The 19,401-nt window shown below is 52.5% G+C and carries 15 protein-coding genes; 6 read left to right on the forward strand and 9 right to left on the reverse strand.

Features of this window, described 5'->3' with window-relative positions; translation table 11 throughout:
- Positions 1-146: 146 nt before the first annotated feature.
- Genes BUA28_RS06320 through BUA28_RS16230 form a run of 4 tightly spaced genes read right to left on the reverse strand, consistent with a single transcriptional unit; the run spans position 147 to position 5,694 of the window.
- Positions 147-3,233 (reverse strand): EAL domain-containing protein, encoded by a 3,087-nt coding sequence (locus BUA28_RS06320; RefSeq protein ID WP_072767267.1) that lies wholly within the window; start codon positions 3,231-3,233, stop codon positions 147-149.
- Positions 3,233-3,667: a response regulator gene (locus BUA28_RS06325; RefSeq protein WP_072767268.1), complete on the reverse strand. Its 435-nt coding sequence runs from the start codon at positions 3,665-3,667 to the stop codon at positions 3,233-3,235. The genes BUA28_RS06320 and BUA28_RS06325 overlap by 1 nt, the downstream gene beginning before the upstream one ends.
- A gap of 12 nt (positions 3,668-3,679) precedes the next feature.
- On the reverse strand, positions 3,680-4,915 hold the full coding sequence (locus BUA28_RS16225; RefSeq protein WP_072767269.1) for a sensor histidine kinase: 1,236 nt from the start codon (positions 4,913-4,915) through the stop codon (positions 3,680-3,682).
- Positions 4,915-5,694, reverse strand: coding sequence for a PAS domain-containing protein (locus tag BUA28_RS16230; protein WP_072767270.1), 780 nt, complete (start codon positions 5,692-5,694; stop codon positions 4,915-4,917). Before BUA28_RS16230 ends, BUA28_RS16225 begins: the two co-directional genes overlap by 1 nt.
- A gap of 421 nt (positions 5,695-6,115) precedes the next feature.
- On the opposite strand from BUA28_RS16230, the gene BUA28_RS06340 reads away from it, so the two are divergent.
- Genes BUA28_RS06340 through BUA28_RS06350 form a run of 3 tightly spaced genes read left to right on the forward strand, consistent with a single transcriptional unit; the run spans position 6,116 to position 8,018 of the window.
- Entirely contained in the window at positions 6,116-6,760 is a 645-nt protein-coding gene (locus tag BUA28_RS06340; RefSeq protein ID WP_072767271.1) for a MotA/TolQ/ExbB proton channel family protein, read from the forward strand.
- Positions 6,747-7,148, forward strand: a complete 402-nt coding sequence (locus BUA28_RS06345; protein ID WP_025041929.1) for an ExbD/TolR family protein — start codon at positions 6,747-6,749, stop codon at positions 7,146-7,148. Before BUA28_RS06340 ends, BUA28_RS06345 begins: the two co-directional genes overlap by 14 nt.
- A gap of 3 nt (positions 7,149-7,151) precedes the next feature.
- On the forward strand, positions 7,152-8,018 hold the full coding sequence (locus tag BUA28_RS06350) for a hypothetical protein (protein ID WP_072767272.1): 867 nt from the start codon (positions 7,152-7,154) through the stop codon (positions 8,016-8,018).
- A 129-nt stretch (positions 8,019-8,147) separates the two neighbouring features.
- On the opposite strand, the gene BUA28_RS06355 is transcribed toward BUA28_RS06350, so the two are convergent.
- From BUA28_RS06355 to BUA28_RS06365, 3 genes are all read right to left on the reverse strand, one after another.
- Positions 8,148-9,038, reverse strand: coding sequence for a GGDEF domain-containing response regulator (locus BUA28_RS06355; RefSeq protein ID WP_072767273.1), 891 nt, complete (start codon positions 9,036-9,038; stop codon positions 8,148-8,150).
- Positions 9,035-12,376, reverse strand: a complete 3,342-nt coding sequence (locus BUA28_RS06360) for a PAS domain-containing hybrid sensor histidine kinase/response regulator (RefSeq protein WP_072767274.1) — start codon at positions 12,374-12,376, stop codon at positions 9,035-9,037. The genes BUA28_RS06355 and BUA28_RS06360 overlap by 4 nt, the downstream gene beginning before the upstream one ends.
- A gap of 532 nt (positions 12,377-12,908) precedes the next feature.
- Positions 12,909-14,759, reverse strand: coding sequence for a S9 family peptidase (locus BUA28_RS06365; RefSeq protein ID WP_072767321.1), 1,851 nt, complete (start codon positions 14,757-14,759; stop codon positions 12,909-12,911).
- Positions 14,760-15,066: 307 nt separating this feature from the next.
- On the opposite strand from BUA28_RS06365, the gene BUA28_RS06370 reads away from it, so the two are divergent.
- The 3 genes from BUA28_RS06370 to BUA28_RS06375 all read left to right on the forward strand — a co-directional run bounded on the left by BUA28_RS06370 (position 15,067) and on the right by BUA28_RS06375 (position 17,671).
- Positions 15,067-16,281 carry a RecQ family ATP-dependent DNA helicase gene (locus BUA28_RS06370; protein ID WP_218587236.1) on the forward strand — a complete coding sequence of 405 codons (1,215 nt, stop codon included), beginning with the start codon at positions 15,067-15,069 and terminating at the stop codon, positions 16,279-16,281.
- Positions 16,278-16,760, forward strand: coding sequence for a RecQ family zinc-binding domain-containing protein (locus tag BUA28_RS16065; RefSeq protein ID WP_218587237.1), 483 nt, complete (start codon positions 16,278-16,280; stop codon positions 16,758-16,760). The genes BUA28_RS06370 and BUA28_RS16065 overlap by 4 nt, the downstream gene beginning before the upstream one ends.
- Before the next feature lie 323 nt (positions 16,761-17,083).
- Positions 17,084-17,671: a diguanylate cyclase gene (locus BUA28_RS06375; protein WP_072767275.1), complete on the forward strand. Its 588-nt coding sequence runs from the start codon at positions 17,084-17,086 to the stop codon at positions 17,669-17,671.
- A 63-nt stretch (positions 17,672-17,734) separates the two neighbouring features.
- On the opposite strand, the gene BUA28_RS06380 is transcribed toward BUA28_RS06375, so the two are convergent.
- On the reverse strand, positions 17,735-18,748 hold the full coding sequence (locus BUA28_RS06380; protein WP_178297921.1) for a methyltransferase: 1,014 nt from the start codon (positions 18,746-18,748) through the stop codon (positions 17,735-17,737).
- A gap of 216 nt (positions 18,749-18,964) precedes the next feature.
- The gene (locus BUA28_RS06385; protein WP_072767276.1) at positions 18,965-19,270 is read right to left on the reverse strand and encodes a hypothetical protein; all 306 of its coding nucleotides are present in this window, start codon (positions 19,268-19,270) and stop codon (positions 18,965-18,967) included.
- Positions 19,271-19,401 lie beyond the last annotated feature (131 nt).

The raw sequence follows: 19,401 nt of genomic DNA on the forward strand, positions 1-19,401 counted from the left end.
TCTGCCAAAAGATTCATCCGCCCCCCGCGGATTGGGAATTTGCGCGCAGTTAAGTTAACAAATATCGCGTAATAGGGAAAGGACTTTATAGCAATCAGGGGCGGTCAAACCTGAGACGAGAGCGCTACTGACGGTAAGCCGCAAGGTTATCTTTCATGCAGCGACCCGTTGCTCATCGGTATCCGATAACCTTTAATAAGCGCTTGGGATGCGCTCTCGAGCGGAAGGGGCCGCGAAAAATAGAAGCCTTGCATTTCATCGCAACCGTGTTTTATCAGGAAATCAAGTTGCGCCCTCGTTTCAACGCCTTCGGCTACCACCTTCAGCCCCAGGCTGTGGGCCAGTTTGATCATCGCCACGGCGATGGTTGCGTCGTCCGGATCAGTGGTAACATCCCGAATGAATGCGCGGTCAATCTTGATTACGTCGAGCGGAAACCGCTTGAGGTAGGCAAGACTTGAGTAACCCGTACCAAAATCGTCCATCGATATCTGCACACCGAACGCTTTCAGATTTTTTAGCGCATTGGCGGTTGTTTCAGCTTCTTTCATCAATATCGATTCAGTCAGTTCGAATTCCAGCAAATGGGGATCAATTCCGGTGATCTGCAAAGTCTCTCCTACACACGAATCGAGGTCTTGCTGCTGAAACTGTCGTGCCGACAGATTAACCGCTATCGGATACAAGGAAAGCCCTTGATTCTGCCACGTTTTTATCTGCTCACAGACTGTTCGCACTACCCATTCGCCAACTGAAACAATCAGCCCTGTATCCTCGAGCACCGAGATGAACTGAAGCGGCGGCACGAGCCCATGCGTTGGATGCTGCCAGCGCAACAGCGCCTCAAAACCGGTGATTTCACCACTAACCAAACTTGCCTTCGGCTGATAGTGCAGCACGAACTCGCGCCGCGCGAGTGCGCCACGAAGCTGGGTTTCAATTTTCAGGCGGGCTACTGCGCGCTCATTCATCTGCGGCAGATAGAACCGATAAGTGGCTGGGCCCTGTTCTTTTGCCTGGAACATCGCGGTGTCGGCGTTCCTGAGCAATCCATCCGCATCCGTGCCATCTCCGGGATAAATGCTGATTCCAAGACTCGCTGAAATGTAAATTTCCTGCCCTTCCAATTCGAAGAGCAGCGAGAGCGCAGTAATTACCTTTTCTGCAACCAAGGTTGCATCTTCGGCTTGAGCCAGATCGGTCAGAATGAACGCAAATTCGTCCCCACCCAATCGCGCAACCGTATCGCATGAGCGCACGCATCGTTGCAGCCGTTGCGCAACCTGAACCAGTAATTTATCGCCGGTGCTGTGGCCCATCGTGTCGTTAACGATCTTGAAGCGATCCAGATCAGCGAATACCACACCTACCCGGCATCGATTGCGCTGCGCATGCTCCATTGCCCGCCTGAGGCGATCGAGGAAAAGGCTCCGGTTGGGCAACTCCGTCAGCGGGTCGAACTGGGCCAGATAGGTGAGGCGCTCCTCCGTAGCTTTGCGGTCGATAGCAGTTGCAATGATATTGGCCAGGCTCTGCAAGAAGTTGATACTACTCGACGTGAAGCGGAGCGCTTCACGTGAATAGGCTCCCAATACACCGTAGGGGCCGCCAGCGCCCGAGATAAGCACATCGGCACTACTACGGATGCCGTGATTTCGCAAAATATTCGAAGGCTTGAAACGGGTCTCGGAGTGGAAATCTCCTACGATCACCGGTTGGTGGCTCGCGAGAACAAACCGGTTCTGACTGTTTTCGTAGGTGAATGATATTTTGCGGCCTATCCAGCCGGCTTGCCAACCTGAACCCGCCTTGAGTACAAAAGAACGTAAATCCGGCGCAAGCTGGAGGACTTTACAAAAATCGATGTTCAGGCCCTGGGATACAATCACCGCAGCCTGATCCCATAGCTCGTCAAGATTTGCGCTGGCGAGCGCCTGTTGCCCGAACGCTGCAATAAGGCCCTGCTGCATGGCATGCTCTTGAATTGCCAGTTCGGTCTGCTTGCGCTTCGTGATGTCGATGGCAGTGCCTACTATTCGCAACTCGTTACAGTTCGTGCTCCATTTTACCGCTTTGGCGATATGCAAATGACGTATGGTTTCGTGCCCGCGCAGAATCCGGAAATCAAGCTGTGCCCGTCCACTTTCCGCACTGATTTTTTTTAATTGCGCTTCCTGCTCGGGCAAGTCGTCGGGATAAGTGTAGGATCTCCAGATTTCATACGTGATTGCGGTCCCGCGTGGAACGCCATAAATCTCGTACATGCGATCATCCCAGATGATATTGCCGGTAACCGTATTCCACTCCCAAATACCTATTGCGGCTGCTTCAGTGGCAAGAGAAAGCCGGGTCCTTTCCTCCAGCAAGACCCGCTCTCTGCGATTTGACTCGGCCCGGAGCCAGACATTTTCAATGACCGTGGGCAACCGTTGAAGATAACCCGCACTTTTTACCACATAATCAGCGGCGCCCAGCTTGAGAGACTGCCGCGCAATTTCCTCATCGCCGGAACCTGTAACCAGAATGATCGGCAGGTCAAACCCACGCACCTGGCACAGCTCCTTCAAAATATCGGTGGCGGAGGCGCCGGGCAAATAATAATCAAGTAGAAGAACGTCAATGGCGGCATCTGGACCAGATGCCGCAAAACGCTGAAAAACCTGCCCTGCTGTCTGAACCGACTCAATGTGCAGGTGTGGCGCGATGGAAGCGAGTTCTCGCTTGGCCAGATCGAATTCATCAGCATCAGGCTCGACGTAAAGAACCCTCAGCGCAGCGGCTCTCCTATAGGTTTCCGTGCGAAACTTGTCGAATGCAGCACGCAGCACGAGAGCCAACGTTTCAAGGAAGCCGTCACGCTTTATGACGTAATCATCTGCGCCGGCCCGGAGCAATTCAACCAGCACTTCTTCGTTGCTCGCACCGGTAAGCACGACGACGGGGAGCGGCAGGCGCTGACTGCGAACCCGTGCCAGCAACGTTCTGCCACTGCCATCGGGAAGATTGAGATCGGTCAGGATCAGATCGTAGCGATGTGAAGCATCCTCCCCCACCCTCGCGATCGCCGGGGTTTCCAGGCTGGTTCCATAAATCTCATGGAACCGTTCGATCCGTCCCAATGCCTCGGCCAAAGTCCCGACGATATCCAGTTGAATATCCGGCGCACGTTTCTTCAGCTCCAGCCGCACCAGACCTGCGTCCAGAGCGTTATCCTCCAGATAGAGGATTTTCATTATGCAGGCTTCGAAAAACTATGCATATTGAGAACTGTCCAATAGAGTTCGATCTGCCGCGCCACATCGATGAATTTTTCAAAATCCACCGGCTTCACGATGTAGGAATTTGCACCCAGCAAATAGGCTTTACGAATATCATCATCCTCAGCCGAGGACGTAAGAACCACGACAGGGACAGTTCCGATATCGGGATGCGCCCGAATGACCCTGAGGACTTCCAGCCCGCAAATTTTCGGGAGCTTTAAGTCGAGCAATATCACGGAAGGCACCGGATCTCCTGCTCTCCAGCCTGCCACGAAATCAATTGCTTCCTGACCGTCACGCATTACTTCAAGGGGATTGGCCAAATTGTGCCGAATAAACGCACGCTGGGTCAGGTCCACATCCATCGGGTTGCCTTCAATGAGCAAGATCGGCAACGTAGTATTCATCGATAGTTGTTGCTAACCGGACGCAGAAACTGCCGGAATCACTGCTGTAGGGGTACTGTATAGAGGTAATTCGAGATAAAAAACCGCGCCGCCGCCCACCTCGCTTTCCGCCCAGACGCGTCCTCCCATCCGCTCCATGGCCTTGTGTACCATCGCAAGTCCGATACCCGTTCCGGGGTAATCTTCGGCTCGATGGAGGCGCTGGAATATTTCAAAAATCTTGTGGTAAAAACGCATGTCGAATCCAATTCCATTATCCCGAACCGAGAGGATGCAGTAGCCATCGGCAGGCTGAGCAAGAATTTCGATAGCCGGTTCAGGGGCAAACCTTGAAAACTTGAGCGCGTTATCGATCAGGTTACGCAATGCAATTGCGAGACCATCCGGATCGGCGCTAATGCGCAAATCGTCGACTTTGACCGTTAGACGCGCATTTTCAATGCTGTCCTTGAACTGGTCCAATAGCTGGGGCAGGAAGCTGGAAAGCCTGACGGCCGTTGTAGATAGTTTTTGCCGTTCAAGCTTTGAATAAGAGAGCAAATCTTCAATTAAACTACTCATGTGCGTTGTTGCCACACCTATATTCTTCAGAAAACTGCGGCCTTCCTCATCAAGACACTCGTGATAACTTTCAAACAGAAGACGGCTGTAGCCTGCTATCCCGCGAAGGGGCGCCCTGAGATCATGCGATACCGAATAACAAAAATTTTCCAACTCTTTGCTCTTGGCCACGAGCTGAGCAGTACGCTCATTTACTTTATGCTCGAGGTTTACCTTGGCATCCCGCAGCGCTTCTTCCGCATATTTACGTTCGGTAATATCCTTGATCATCATAAACGCCAGGTCTTTGTCATCGCCACACTGCAAAATTGCGCCGGAATAGCTGAAGATACGCGTCCATTCTCTATCCAGGCGCCTGACACGCAACTCCAGATCATGCAGCTGCTCGCCCCCGAGAATGCGCGCTAACGGCCAGTGTTCGATAGGCAAAACGGCACCCTCAACAGTGGATAACTCATAGAGCCGTGCAAAGCTGCGTAGATTGGTCAAGACCTCTTCCGCATTACTGATGTCATGCATCCTCAGTGCTGCCGGATTCCAATGCAGTAATTTTCCGCTTGAATCGGAGATCACAAGACCTTCACTCATGCTCTCCATCACCACCTGAAGCTGCTTTTCGGTTGCGCGCCGCGCTTTCTTCTCCGATCTCTGATCGTTTACGTCGGTATTGGTACCAAGCCATTGCATCACTGGCCTTTCGCATCCTTTAACGGCTCCGCCCGTGTCAGGAATATCCTGTATTGCCCATTCGCGCCAAGTAGGGAAACTTCCATGGCAAACGCCTGCCCGGCTGAGACTGCTTCGTTCCATTTTTCTATTACAACAGGCAGTAGCGCTGGATCATGCACCCTGCGCCAGCCCCAACCTTTCATTTCTTCCGGCGTTGTGCCTGTGTAGTCATACCAGCGCTGGTTGTGCCAGGATCTCGATCCCTCGGTTTCCAATAGCCATGAGAGTGTTGGGATCGTATTGGCAATGATTCGAAAACGCGCCTCATTTTCCTGCAACGCTAGCTGGGCACGGCGGCGACTCGTAATATCCAGCATAATTGCAAGAAATTCTCTGCAATCTGATTGCGTAACCCATTGTAGGTGGACTTCGGCTGGGTAAAGGGTACCGTCGGCACGCAAGTGCATTGTTTCGAAAACCAGAGCCTCTTTCTCCCCATTTACAAGTGGACTGATCATGGTTCGGAACGACGCTTCGTCCAGTTCCGGTTGAATGTCAAATAGCGTCGTCATGGGCAGCCTATCCATGTCATAGCCCAGATTGCGCCGTGCACTCTTATTCAGATAATGAAAATGCAAGGTCTGAGCATCAAAAAGACAAATCCCGGTCAAACTTTGATCGAGATTATCGGAAAATCTGGGGTGCGCATTCTGTATTTGCATAGCCTCGGCTGTGCCACACGGGATCTGCGAAGCGCCTGCAACACTTCTTGCCTGGCTTTTGTATGGAAATATCATTAAGAAAATCCGGAGCTGCCTGGAAACCTGGTTGGTTCAGATAATAACCCGGAGAAATAACAGTACTATGAAACCTTAAAACAAGCCGTGTGAATAGCTGTAAGATTTTACAGCTTGGCAGGTGAGAATCAGTTCGAGAGTCTGACCAGAATCCTCGCTCAGGAGGAAGAAAATGGCGCTTATGATTCCGCATCGATAAATGCACATCAACAACGAGCGAAAATGATTTTCTAACTACAATAAGCGAGAATAAGTGCTTTTCCCGGAAGAGTAAGGTATAAGCCGTCACCTACAGCCACAATCCCTCATATCCCGTGACCGTTGCGCTTCGCACAAGCCATCTTACCGAAAACGGTATCGGTCTTCATCTTATAATCCATTCTATTTAACAAGCGGACATATCACCCGTTCGGAGATAAACATGCAAGAACTACAAGCAACCTGGACCGCGCTAAAAGTCGGCGGATTTACTATTTTGCCGTTGTCTCTGCTGGCGATCATCGCTCTGGCCATCATGCTGGAGAAGGGATTTGTCTACTGGCGTTATGCCCGCCTCTCGCACGATCTGCTGAACCTCGTCGAAACCTACGGCTTCGAATGGCACGACCTTGAAAAAATACTTTCGGGCCTGGATGAGCGTCACTATTACAAGCGATTTTTCGAGGTCGTAATCAGCAATCGCCACCGGCCATCCTGGTGGACAGAATCCCGGGCCGCGGATGAAGCCCAACTGATAGAAAAATCTCTTGCCCGCAGGCTATGGTTTCTGGAAACCACCGTTACCGCCGCACCCTTGCTCGGACTCGTAGGGACGGTTATCGGCATGATGCGCGCATTCCAGATCATCGGCGGCGAGGGCGTCGTCAATCCAACCGCAGTGACGGGTGGGGTGGCTGAAGCGCTTATTGCGACTGTGGTCGGCCTGATAATCGCGCTGATTTCCCTGTTTGGATTCAATTACTTCTCTGGTTTGCAATCACAGACGATGGATGAGATGGAGCGTCTGGGCACGCGCCTGATCGACCATATCCGCCTGGACCAGGAGGGCGACAATGAAGCTGCGTAAACCAAGGGTTTATCGCAAAGGCCGAATCGAGATCATCCCCATGATCGACGTGATGTTCTTCCTGCTTGCCACATTTATGCTCGCGTCATTGTCGATGCAAAATCTGGATTCCCTGCAGGTGAATCTGCCCCAGGGGAAAGCCGAAAAACTCCGTACCAAGGCGCCTGTAACGCTGACGCTGACGAGCGACAGCAAAATATTCATCAACCAAACGTCTGTTACCCTGGAAACACTGGCCGATACGCTGAGGCCGCTACTCGAGGATTCCGAACAGAAACTGGTGGTATCCGCAGATAACGATGCGCCGCAGGGTATTGTCGTGCAGGCGATGTTGCGAGCCCGATCCGCTGGCGCGCAGCACTTTTTGATTGCGGTTAAGCACCAGTAATACATGCTGACACTGAAGTCCAGGCCGAAGGAAGTCCAATTCTGGTGGCCCGTCCCGCTAGCGGTCATCATTTGGGTGGTCATCATCTGGGCATTCGGATTTCTTTTCGCGTCTTCAGAGGGCGAAACCGAAACTCCACCACCCATCGAAGCAAGCTTTGTAGAACTGCCTGAAGAAAAACCAGCGCAAAAGCCATTGCCGGTCCCGCAGAAGAGCACCAAAATTCCCACCCCGGTAAAGCCTCAGCCACAGCCTAAGCCTCCCCCACAGCCTCGCCTGGGCGCTGAAAAAGCGGAACCGGTGAAGCGTCTCGCTGAAAAAGGAACCGCAAAAAGCGAGGCCAGAGCGGATAGCTCATCAGCGGCAAAGACAGCTCCAGATTCAGCGCAGCCGAAAGATATGCTGGCCTATATGAATGAAGCGCGGGAACGCCGCCGTGCGGGAGGAATCTTTGAGGATGAGCCCAAGGAACCGGAAGCTATCGAGCGCGAACCTTCCGCGGAAGAGCTCAGGATGGCGAACGTCATGCGCAACCTTAAAGAACCGGGCGCAAGCGGAATATTCCAAATCATAAGAATGGGACCGCGCAACGCACAGTTTCTGTTTCGTGCCTGGAAAAAGGATAGCAGTGTCCCGCGGCGGGAGTTGATCGAAGTGGATGCCGGACCGGGTGGAGACATTCAACGTGCTGTCGTCCGGAAAATGATCGAACTGATCCGTGAGTATCACAAAGGCGACTTCAACTGGGAGTCATACCGCCTCGACCGGGTCGTTGTCCTATCGTCGCGCCTGGAAGACAGCAAGGGACTGGAGGATTTCCTGATACGCGAATTTTTTGGCGACAGCGAGGCGCCGGTTCGGCGCCGGTAGGAAGTGGAAGAGAATAGTTATCTGATGACTTGAATGATTGTGTGAGCGGTAGGGGAGTCAACAAATGCCCGCAGGACCGTTTGACGATTATCGGCTGCAAGTTCGCTTCATTGATGGGTTGGATCTTGATCAAACCTTCCGGGTTGACGTTTCAACGCGATTACGCCCGGCCTTTTTTGCTCGATAAAGTGCCTCATCCGCGGCTGAGATGAGCATGCCCGCATCTTCGCTTTGTCCATAGCCCGTAGCAACGCCCAAGCTCACAGTCATGGGGATTTTTCCGAACCGACTATTAACAGGCTCTGCTCTGATAGAACAACAGACTCTTTCGGCGAGAGCTTCAGCCTGACTCCCGTCACCACCCAATGCTGTGATCAGAAACTCTTCACCTCCATAGCGTCCGATACGGTCATAACCACGCAACGCAAGTCCCATGCGCCGGGCTGCCTCTTGCAATACCTCGTCACCTGCCGGATGCCCGTAAGTATCGTTGACTCGCTTGAAGTGATCGAGGTCCGCTACGATAACGCTTATACAGGTACCTTGGCGCGATCCCCGTTCCAGCTCCTTTTGAAGATAAGCCATGATTGCGCCTCGATTCCATACGCCGGTCAGATGGTCATGCGTTGCCTGGATATGCAGCCTGTTGTGTAAGCCCAGTATCCGTTCGGCGACTCGTAGCCGGGCTGCCAGCTGTTCTTCATCGAATGGTTTGGTAATGAAATCATCGGCGCCTGCGTCCATGCCTTCAAGATAGCTGCCCTTGCTGTCCAGCGACGTGAGAAGAATAACGTAGGTATATTGCAGGCCAGGTTCTCCACGAATCATCCTGCACAACTGCAAACCATCAATATTCGGCATCATCCAATCAGATATGAGTAGAGGATACTCGCCCTGTTGCCAGGCTTTCCAAGCCTCGTGCCCATCCTCTACAGCCGTTACGGTATGCCCTAATTTTCTGAGGGTAGCGCTGAACAAAAGGCGTGAGGTGGTATCGTCTTCCGCAATGAGTATCTTCATGATTGATCCGTATCTGACAACGGCGGGCAATTTATACCAGACTCCGCAATCTCGCTCTTAACACGTTCAAATTCGCCTTCGATTTGTTCTATCAAAACCGCAGCTCCGCTCATGCTGCCCGCTTGACCCAAGAGTTCCAGTTGTTGAGCGATATCTGCCATGTGATGTGCACCGATATTCGCACTGGCGCCTTTGAGAGTGTGGGCGGTCTTGCGCAGAAGTTCAGGATCGTTTCCATCGAGAGCATTTTGCAGCTTGTCGAGGCGTTCGGCGCCATCGCTCAGGAACGACGTGAATATCTGCCCGATCAAAGATGGCTCCGTCGCTTCTGCCAATGCATGCAAGCGGGCAATGACTACCGGATTCAATGCGGAGGAGATGCAAGAGAGAGATGAGGAAACTGGAAATGGAGGGCAGTCAGGCGCATTGGCGTTGCCCGTCTTTTCATCGCCCCTTGTTATGTGCTGTTTGGCTTCACCCTTATCTTGCACGTCTTTACCAGGTACCCAACGTGTCAATGCTGCGGCAAAATCTTCCTGCCTTACCGGTTTACTGATGTAATCATCCATGCCTGCGAGCAGACACCGTTCTTTATCGCCCTGCATTGCCTGCGCCGTTACCGCAACGATGGGGAGCCTCGATTTACGGTCGGGCCGGCGACGAATCGCAGCAGTGGTTTCAAAACCGTCCATCTCTGGCATTTCACAATCCATAAATACAATATGATAGAAAAATGCCTCTACCATCTGCATTGCTTCCCGACCACTGGCAGCGACATCTACATTACAGCCCAGATTCCGCAGTATCATTGCTCCGACAATCTGGTTAGTAGCGTTATCCTCTGCAAGCAGCACACGCGTGCCAGTAAATGGGCGGTCCAGGCTGTGGGCCGTCTGTGTCTCGTGGATGTCAGGGAGGGAAGATTGACTAGTGATGAGATTTGTAGATCGCTGGTGGCAGTGTGCGTCCCAGATACTCCCCAGGGTCGACAACAGCTCTGATTGGCGCGCTGGCTTGACCAGATAGGCCGCAAAACCGACCTTCTTGAGCCGCTCCCTGATATCGCCTTCTTGTCCCAGTGAACTGAGCATCACCAATTGTATATTTTGGAGCAACGGATCCGCCTTGATGACTTGGCCTAGCATTTCTCCATCCATCTCCGGCATTTGATAATCAAGGATCGCGATCTGATACGGATCACCCGCGGCATGAGCCTCGCGCAACGCCCGGAGTGCTTCCACACCTGATACGCAACTGCCAATGCGCATCTTCCAGACGCGGAGTTGCTCTTGCAGCACCAAACGGTTAGCTGAGTTATCGTCCACAATCAACACACGAACACGTGCAAGCTCAACATGCGGTCTCGTGTCGACCGGCTGCTCTCTCTGTAAAGGCAGGCGCAGAGTAAACCAGAAGGTCGATCCAACGCCAACCCGGCTCTTCGCAGCGATGGTGCCGCCCATCAACTTAACCAATTGCTTGCTGATAGCCAAGCCGAGACCGGTACCTCCGTAACGTCGTGTAGTGGTATTATCGGCCTGCGTGAATTTGTCGAACAGACTCTCCAGTTTATCTGCCGCGATGCCGAGCCCACTGTCCTCCACGCTTATACGGAGCGAGACCTCGTCTTCGCCGAGCTCGTCGGCCTCCACATCGATGAGTACGTGACCCTTGTCAGTAAACTTGATGGCATTGTTGGCCAAATTAGTCAGTATTTGGCGGATACGCCCCAGATCGCCAAATACATGGCGCGGCACATCCGGCGGATAACGCACTATTACATTTACATCTTTCTTTCTTGTCGGCTGCATGGCAATCATGCCCGCCACCTCTTCAACGGCCTGAAGCAGGTCAAATGGAGCGGGCGAAATGACAAGTTTTCCTGCCTCAATCTTTGAAAAATCAAGAACGTCATTGATAATGGTCAGGAGTGTTTCGCCGCTCGCGCGTGCCAACCCCGCCAATTCCCGCTGTGGCGACGTTAGTGACGTATTCAAAAGCAGGCCGACTGTGCCGAGCACGCCATTCATGGGCGTACGGATTTCATGGCTCATATTTGCAAGAAACTCGCTCTTGGCACGGTTCGCCGCCTCTGCTGCTTTTCGAGCTTTCTGCAACTCTATCTCAATATTCTTCCTCGCTGTAATATCCTGGCCCGAAAAGTAAAATTCCCGCACATCCGGTATTGTAGCCACGTTCCATAAAACCCAGCGGGAGGAGCCATCCTTGCAGCACATCCGGCTTTCAAAGGAAACGGAAATGCCGGTCATGAGCTTATCCAGCTCTGCCGTAGTATCTGCACGTGAGCTGGAGAAGACGAAGTCTATGAACGGCCGAGACAGCAGTTCCTCCGGTGGATAGCCAGAAACCTTGGCCCAGGCTACGTTCAATCGTTTGAAGTAACCATCGAAGCCGCAGATGGCAAGAAAGTTGAGAGATTGATTAAAGTAACGGTCTCGTTCAGTTTGAGCGGCAGTAAAGGCACGGGAAAGATTACCGATCTCGTCATTTGAGTCAATCTGGAAATGAACGGCTTGGTCCACGTCTTTGATATTCCGCGTTTCATCTTCGAGCTGCACAAGACTTTGTACTTTTCGCCGCACAACCCGATACGAAAGAGCGAGCCAAACCATGAAAAAGGCCAGTGTTAAAAAAATGACACAAGCATAGAAAGTAGAGCGACGCTCGGTGGTAACCACGGCATGGAGCGTGCGCTCATCGAGCAGATCATCGAATTCGTTCACTACACGCACGATCTCCGCCTTCGCAATATGGTAGTTCTCGTCATGCAAGAGGCCGCGGGCGAACTCGGGATCAGGCATTCCCTTCACGTTAAACTCACCGGCTGGATCCTGAAACAGCCCTTTCATTGCATCAAATGCCCTGCCCTCCTGTTTCATCAATAGACGTGAACTGTTTTGGGCTTTCTCGAGCTTTGCAAGCTCTGCCGCCGTAAATCCAAGCTCTTCCATTCTCGATCTCAGGGAGAGCTTGCGCCCAGGACCCGGTCGAAAGCCCGCATCACCCATTATGAGGTCCCAGTAACCGCGCTCATAGTGCGGCGGGCGCTCGTGGTCGCCGTCGCGGATCGCAACTATATCCAAGTACATTTGCTCAAACTTTGGGTTGCCAGTGGCCACATAGGCACGAGCCATGTGCGTCAGGTCAGCGGAGGACCGGCGCAACTCATCGGCGACGAGGAAGGAAGCGTAACGAACATTCAGGGCATCATCCAGTTTCCGGTGCTCCAGGAAGCGAAGCGCAATAAGTAGGGTAAGCAGGGAAATAAGCACCCCTGTCACAAGATAAAATATGTAACTCATTTTCCGAATTGTCATTAATCTCCTTCCGTTTTGCTCTGGCTCCGCCGAGCTGCCTGCTGCGCGTGGACTTGTGATCTAAAGTGGCTCAGTTATTAACGGATGTCTAATTCGAATCTTGTGCAGATTTGCGCGGACGGAAGCAACTACGGCTGATTTCTCGGGTGGCATCCCAACCGTGACGTGACAACAGCCCGCAACGGATCGGTTATATGCTTGGCCGCTGTACTTAACCTGAACATGGCGATGGTGGCGTCGCTAGCCGCCAGCTATTTATCGCACCGCTGGTAAAAACCGGCTTATCGAAGTCTTGGCAAAGGAGATTTCGCCTGAGATCGCTTGTACCCCTGACCAAACTCAAAGGTGAATTGACCAATTTCGCCGGTGCGAAAATACTCGCGTTGCCTGGGCCGAAAAATCTCAGGCTGAACGGCTAACGGAATAATCTTGAACTGGACATTGACTCCAAGGACGGGGCTTGCACTTGAACTGATCGGCTCTTGCCGTTTGCTCGGCAGTATACAAAACGCAGAGTCGGGGGTTATATCGTCTATTTTCCGTCTTTCACGATATCATTACCTTTCAGATACTTATCCAAAAATTCCAGTATCCGGCGGTTGGCCTCGATCTGATTCTTCTTCTTGGTGAAGCTGTGGCCTTCATCCGGAAAAACGATATATTCCACCGGGACATTATTTTTTTTGACAGCTTCCACGATCTCATCGCTCTCCGCTTTGACCACGCGAGGATCGTTGGCGCCCTGGATAACCATTAAAGGCTTTCTTATTTCCTTGGCGTGAAAAAGCGGCGAGGTTGCAACGAGGATATCGATGTCATTCACAGGATCACCAATCTCATCATAAATTGCTTTACGGACCGATTCCCAGTAGAGAGGTATGCTCGCCAGCGTTCGCAGCCAGTTGCTCACTCCAAAAATATCAACGCCCACTTTAAAAGCCTCGGGACGAAACGCCAACGCTGAAAGCGTCATATAACCGCCATAGCTCGCACCCATGATGCCGATGCGTTCATGGTCGATGTAGCCGAGGCTGGCTAGAAAGGTCTTGGCCTCTATACAATCCCACAGGGGCTCGCGCCCGTGCTTGCGATTAGCGGCGGTAAAAAAAGTTTTGCCATATCCCGAACTGCCACGGTTGTTGATCCCCAGCACCGCATAGCCGTGGTTTGCGAGATACTGGATCTGCGCGTTATATCCGCGCATCGTCTGCCCGCCGGGGCCGCCATGGACATAAATAATGGCGGGCACTTTGTTTGCCGCAGAGGCTTCGTGCGGCTTGTAATAAATTGAAGGTATTATCATTCCATCGAAAGACCTGAAACGGACCACCTGCGCCTCCACCAAGTCCAAGGGGTCGATTTCCTTGCTCAAGCTCTGGGTGAGCTGTTGCAACTGCCCCGTATTGAAATCGTGGACGAACAGGTTATCGGGAGAGCGGTCTCCATTCACATAGAACGCCATCCGTGCGCCACTCTGCGAAAAAACGACGCCCCGGATTTCTCCCTCAGGCAGTGCCGGGAGAGCCAAGGGTTTCTCTTCCTCTTCTGTGCCCTCACCCGCCATAATCTCCACAATCCGAACCACCACACTGCCGTCCTGATTGATGGCGGTAACCCGAAACCGTCCATTCCGGGAGAAATAGGTGCTGATCACATTCCAATCGGCGCTTTCATGATCTCTGACCACGCCGGTGGTCAAGTCATAGGTGCACAAACGCTTGAACTCGCTTCCCTCATTGGTGAGAAAAAACAGTTTTTGCGAGGCCGGGTCAAAAGTCTCGGCTTGCAAGCTAATGGCGCCCTCATGCGGGGTCAGGTGTTTTACCTGTTGCCGGGCGGCATCAAACAGGTAAATATCGCTATCGGAAGTGGTATTGGCCCTGTTCAGTGCAATCCATCGCTCATCGCGGCTGATGGGGCCAAGGTCGAATCCTTCCTCATTCCTGTATATTAAAACGCGAGCATAAGTCGCGGCATCATAGCGATACAGATCGAAAAACCTGGGATCACGCTCATTGCTGGAAACAAAAAACGCGCTTCCATCCGGCCTCCACCCCATGAATTGCGCCTTGAGCCCGTGTCCCGGCGTCAGATCTTTTTCCGACCCATCCGGAGCAAGCAGAAAAAGATGATAATTTTCATCGCCGCCTTGGTCCCTGGTAAAAAGCACCCGGTCATCGTGGGGAAAAAAGCTGACGGAAAATGTACTGTCCGATGCGGACCGGGTCAGAGGCTCTCGCTTGCCCCCCTCTACCGGCAGCGTGTAGACGTTGAAAATACCTGATGCATTGCTGCTGAAAAGAATACGCTTCTCGTCAGCGCTGAACGAGGCGCCGGCTATAGAAATAGTCGCCATGAACTGCTCTATGGTATAGCGTTTCATGTAAGGATGGACCTCATTGATGGGTATGCGTGCATTCTCAAGCGCATAAGCAGCGTAAAAATTTTGTCGGAAAAATGAAGCACGCCGTATTGGCGCCAACACAAGAGCTTTACAGGATATGCATCAGCGCTTTTATGCTTGTGCGACTATAGGCTTCAGGTAGTCGGTCAAAACATTTGCCCTTTTTATGGAAGCGAACATCCGGATTGCGCCAATATAAAACGGCTGGCCGCGCCGTGGTAAATGAAAATGCACAAATAATTTTCAGATAGAGTATCTTTTAGTAATCATGAAGGCAAACGAGGCGATGGAAACCGAAGTTTCCGGCATGGATGATTCGCTACCGGACCAGAGCAGCCTGGAGGAGAGTCTTCACGAAGTATTCGGGCTGCATCACCTGAGACCCGGTCAGAAGGAAGTCATTCAGAGTGTACTGAATGGGCGAGATACGCTTGCGGTAATGCCTACTGGCAGCGGTAAATCCCTTTGCTACCAACTCCCCGCCTTAAACTTGCCAGGCACCGCCATTGTCGTGTCTCCCTTGATTTCGCTGATGAAAGATCAGGCCGAGAAACTTGAAGAGGTCGGGGTCGACGCGGCACAGGTCAACAGCACGCTTAATGCACATGAAGAGTCGGAGACGCTGCAAAACATTCGCAGGTCGCAGAGTGAAGTCGTATTCGTCACACCCGAACGCCTGTCCAATCCGGATTTTATCGCCAACCTGCAACACATCGCCATAAACCTCTTTGTTGTGGACGAAGCCCATTGTATTTCGCAATGGGGCCATGACTTCCGTCCGGCTTATCTCGGGTTGGGAGATGTGATCAAGGCACTGGGCAACCCGCCTGTGCTTGCCCTGACCGCCACGGCTACACCCGAGGTGATCGACGATATTGCGCAGCAGCTTGGGCGCAGCCCCATGCATATTGTCAACACAGGCATTTATCGGCCAAACCTGCAATATCGGGTGATACATGCCACGAGCGTAGAAGAAAAACTGAAGAAGTTGCAAAACCTGATCCAGGAGAGCGAGGAAAGCGGAATCATTTATACCGCCACCGTAAAAGCGGCAGAGGAAGTGATGGCCGCGCTTCAGGCGACGGGCGCCAGCGTTGCACTCTACCACGGGCGCCTTTCAAGAAAAAAACGCAGCGAAAACCAGGAAGAATTCATGGAAGGCCGAAGCAGGATCATGGTGGCGACCAGCGCATTCGGCATGGGAATTGACAAGCCTGATATCCGGTTTGTGGTGCACTTCCAGATGCCCGGGAATCTGGAAGCATATTATCAGGAGTCCGGCCGCGCCGGACGCGATGGAAAAACGGCGGCATCACGCTGCTTTATGACGTCCAGGGCAAGCGGATACAGCAGTTTTTTCTGGCACGCCATCATCCTGGACGAGAGGAATTGCACCAGATATATAAAGCAATACAAAAGCTCCTGGTGGAGCAAGAAACGGTTGAGTTCGAGCAGTTGCGTGAGCAAACCGGCCATCCCTCGGTTCGGAGGCTCCAGGTGATACTACAGCTCCTGGAAGAGGGCGGCATAGTCAGGCGGGACAAGCAACTGGGCTATCACCTGGAGAAAAAAGATGCCAAAACCGAAGACCTGGTTCAGCTTGCCGAGGCTGCGGGCAGGAAAGGCGACCATGACCGGCAGGCACTGGAACGCATGGTTTTCTATGCACAAAGCGGATTTTGCCGATGGAAGGTTCTGCTGGAATATTTCAATGAGGAAGCGGAATGGGACCATTGCGGACATTGCGATAATTGCATGAATCCGCCGGAAAAAGCGTTGTTACCGCTTCCCACTTCCGACCAGGAGGCAAGCGCGGTAGCGAAGCCTGCGTCAACGCCCTCGTTCCCTGCGGGCGCGATGGTCAAGGTTCCAAAAGTGGGAAAAGGTCAGATCCTCAGTAGCACAGATGAGATGGTTACAATCATTTTTCCGGATAGCCAGAAGCGAACCTTTTTGAAGAACCATGTGGAATTGCTCTGAAACGGAATGTGGAAGCCATGGACGTGGACGGAGCGGAGTCATGAGCAGGTAATTTTGTGGCCGGATGACGATGGCTTATCGAGTATCTGCCCTGTAAATGCCTTTCTTTCCGGTGCCGCTTTGGCTTCGCGGGATTATTTTCGCCTATCGGCTCTCTGAACCGAGCTGAAGGAGCTATTGTCAAACGCAACAATCACGCCTGCCAACACCTGCCAGTGCCAGAGCGAGTCCCGGCGTATGGATAAGGGATCAGACCTGGCGGGGTGATTAAACAGAATTGCAGGCGCATGTCCCAGCGCTCGATCAAAGTGAGGAAGAGCATCATGCTGAACGATCCTTCGGTTCTGATACTGATGTACTTCATCCTGCCCGTCTGGTTGCTCGCAGGTTGCGCCGACTGGCTGTGCCATCGCGCCTCGCATATCGAGACGACGACCGGCGCCAAGGAATCGATGCTCCACCTCCTCATGTTTGCCGAGATCGGCGTGCCATTGCTTGCCGCGATCTTCCTGCAGATAAACGCCGGCATCATCGCCCTCATGATTGCCGCTTTCTTCGTCCATGAGGCCACCGCACTTTGGGACGTCAGTTATGCGGTCACGGCGCGGAATGTGACGCCTATCGAACAGCATATCCACAGTTTCCTGGAGATGATCCCGCTAATGGCGATCCTGTTTATTGTCTCGCTTCATTGGGGTCAGTTCCAGGCGCTCTTCGGCTTTGGCTCCGAAACGGCTCGCTTCGACCTCAACTGGAAGGAGGAGCCATTGCCGGCAACCTATGTGATTTCCATTATGGCGGTCATCCTTACGTTCGAGCTCATACCTTATATCGAAGAGTTTTTCCGTGGACTGCGGGCCAATCATGGCGCGCTGGTTCCGCCAAAAGCCCGTGTGCATAAAAGCCGCTGAGCTGCTCGCCACTGCGCCCCCCGGATGGGCTGCCCGATATTGGCTGCGGCCGGAGGCAACGGTTTATTTGATCCCGACCACCATCGAGTCCGCTCCGGTCAACGGTTCTACACGCGTGGCGGAAAAGCCGGCTTCCTCCATCCATCCTTTGCAATCGGCGCCTGTGTAATCGAAGCCTCCCGGCGTCTCCAACAGCATGTTCAGGCTCATCATTAATCCAAATGCATTCTTTGAACGGTCATCGTCGATGATGGAATCATAAACGATGAGCGCACCGCCTGCGGGAAGCGCAGCATACGCCTTGCGGATGAGCATTTTTTTTGTGGGCAGGTCCCAGTCATGCAGGATATGCCCCATCAGCACGACGTCTGCCTTGGGCAGGTCATCCTTAAAAAAATCGCCAGATAAGAACACGACCCGGTCCGCGACACCAGTCGCCACGGCATACTGCTGAAAGACCGGTTCAACTTCCGCACGGTCGAATCCCAGGCCGCGCAAGTGAGGGTTCACAAGCGCGATCTGCACAGCGAGGTCCCCCTGTGCGGTACCGATATCGACGAAGGTCTGGTACCTTTGCCATGGGAAAGAGCTCGCGATAACCGTATTGGACGCATGGCTGATGCCGGTCATGGCCCTAAGAAACTCGCTCAAGCCTGCAGCATCGGCATAAAGAGTCTCGAAAAGATCCGCTTCGTTATTCTTGCATTCGTTTTGCGGTTGACCGGTACGAAGCGCTTCAGTCAAGTTGTTCCAGATCGGGTAGAGGCGTCGGTTTGCCATCTCAAGGATGCCGCCAATGTATGAGAGTTTCTTCCGGTCGAGATACAGGTCCGTTTCCGGCGTATTGCTATAACGGTCGCCCTCCCGTTTCAAGAAGCCAAGTGCTACGAGGGTATCAAGAAAATCACGCGACGCGCGGGGATGCAGGCCCAGCCGTTCTTGAAGTGAAGCAAGGCTCGCCGAGCCTTGCGCCAGTTCCGTAAAAACCCCTATCTCCACAGCACATAGCAAAGTTTTCGCTGGCCAGAAGGCCATGCCGGTCTGCAAAATATTTTCGGGAGTAAGCTGCTTTTCCATTGAGTCTCCGGATAGGAAAAATAACGATTACGGGAAGCTAAAGCCTTCCAGATTGGCTGCGCTTCAGCTGCACCTGCAGGCCTTCATTACTCTGCTACACCGCTGTCGGACTTTTTTATATTCGCACCACGACATCCGGCTAACCATGAGTGCCAACGCTGAAACCCGATAGTTAAATCGCGATAGTTCAATTGCCAAAGCGCGACAAGTTAAGTATCAGGTAGCATCCTTACATTTTATTTCCCATAAAAGCTCCCTGGTTGCAGATTCCGCTTCGATCGGTTGCAAAATCACCGGCGTTTGCTCATTAATGAGTATGTATTCTGATTTACAAATCTTATTAGCCCGGTTCGTCAATGTTCTGATCGCCCAATCCCGACTTATTTGACAAGGTTTATAATTAGTCTTGATGAAATAGTGCGTCCCATCATTTAATTTCTTTGAAGTCTGCTCATACTCGGGTGCGCTAGCACAACCCGCAAACAAAGAGGCCACCAGCAAAACTGTTACGACAGCTTTCATACTTCTCCTTTCAAAATTTAATAGCCCGGTTCATGGTCCTGCTGGCGGTCCCGGTCGTATTCCCGTTCATGGCGTTTCGCTTCACTGGACCCCACGCTAATTCTTCCTGCGGTCGTATTGCCGCTCGGTCG

It is taken from the genome of Nitrosospira sp. Nsp11, from assembly GCF_900142705.1.
GTDB lineage: Bacteria > Pseudomonadota > Gammaproteobacteria > Burkholderiales > Nitrosomonadaceae > Nitrosospira.

Bases quoted from the DNA above. Each gene is read 5' to 3' on its own strand.
- BUA28_RS06320 (WP_072767267.1), bottom strand. From the start codon at position 3,233: ATGAAAATCCTCTATCTGGAGGATAACGCTCTGGACGCAGGTCTGGTG.
- BUA28_RS06325 (WP_072767268.1), bottom strand. From the start codon at position 3,667: ATGAATACTACGTTGCCGATCTTGCTCATTGAAGGCAACCCGATGGAT.
- BUA28_RS16225 (WP_072767269.1), bottom strand. From the start codon at position 4,915: ATGCAATGGCTTGGTACCAATACCGACGTAAACGATCAGAGATCGGAG.
- BUA28_RS16230 (WP_072767270.1), bottom strand. From the start codon at position 5,694: ATGATATTTCCATACAAAAGCCAGGCAAGAAGTGTTGCAGGCGCTTCG.
- BUA28_RS06340 (WP_072767271.1), top strand. From the start codon at position 6,116: ATGCAAGAACTACAAGCAACCTGGACCGCGCTAAAAGTCGGCGGATTT.
- BUA28_RS06345 (WP_025041929.1), top strand. From the start codon at position 6,747: ATGAAGCTGCGTAAACCAAGGGTTTATCGCAAAGGCCGAATCGAGATC.
- BUA28_RS06350 (WP_072767272.1), top strand. From the start codon at position 7,152: ATGCTGACACTGAAGTCCAGGCCGAAGGAAGTCCAATTCTGGTGGCCC.
- BUA28_RS06355 (WP_072767273.1), bottom strand. From the start codon at position 9,038: ATGAAGATACTCATTGCGGAAGACGATACCACCTCACGCCTTTTGTTC.
- BUA28_RS06360 (WP_072767274.1), bottom strand. From the start codon at position 12,376: ATGACAATTCGGAAAATGAGTTACATATTTTATCTTGTGACAGGGGTG.
- BUA28_RS06365 (WP_072767321.1), bottom strand. From the start codon at position 14,759: ATGAAACGCTATACCATAGAGCAGTTCATGGCGACTATTTCTATAGCC.
- BUA28_RS06370 (WP_218587236.1), top strand. From the start codon at position 15,067: ATGGAAACCGAAGTTTCCGGCATGGATGATTCGCTACCGGACCAGAGC.
- BUA28_RS06375 (WP_072767275.1), top strand. From the start codon at position 17,084: ATGCTGAACGATCCTTCGGTTCTGATACTGATGTACTTCATCCTGCCC.
- BUA28_RS06380 (WP_178297921.1), bottom strand. From the start codon at position 18,748: ATGGAAAAGCAGCTTACTCCCGAAAATATTTTGCAGACCGGCATGGCC.
- BUA28_RS06385 (WP_072767276.1), bottom strand. From the start codon at position 19,270: ATGAAAGCTGTCGTAACAGTTTTGCTGGTGGCCTCTTTGTTTGCGGGT.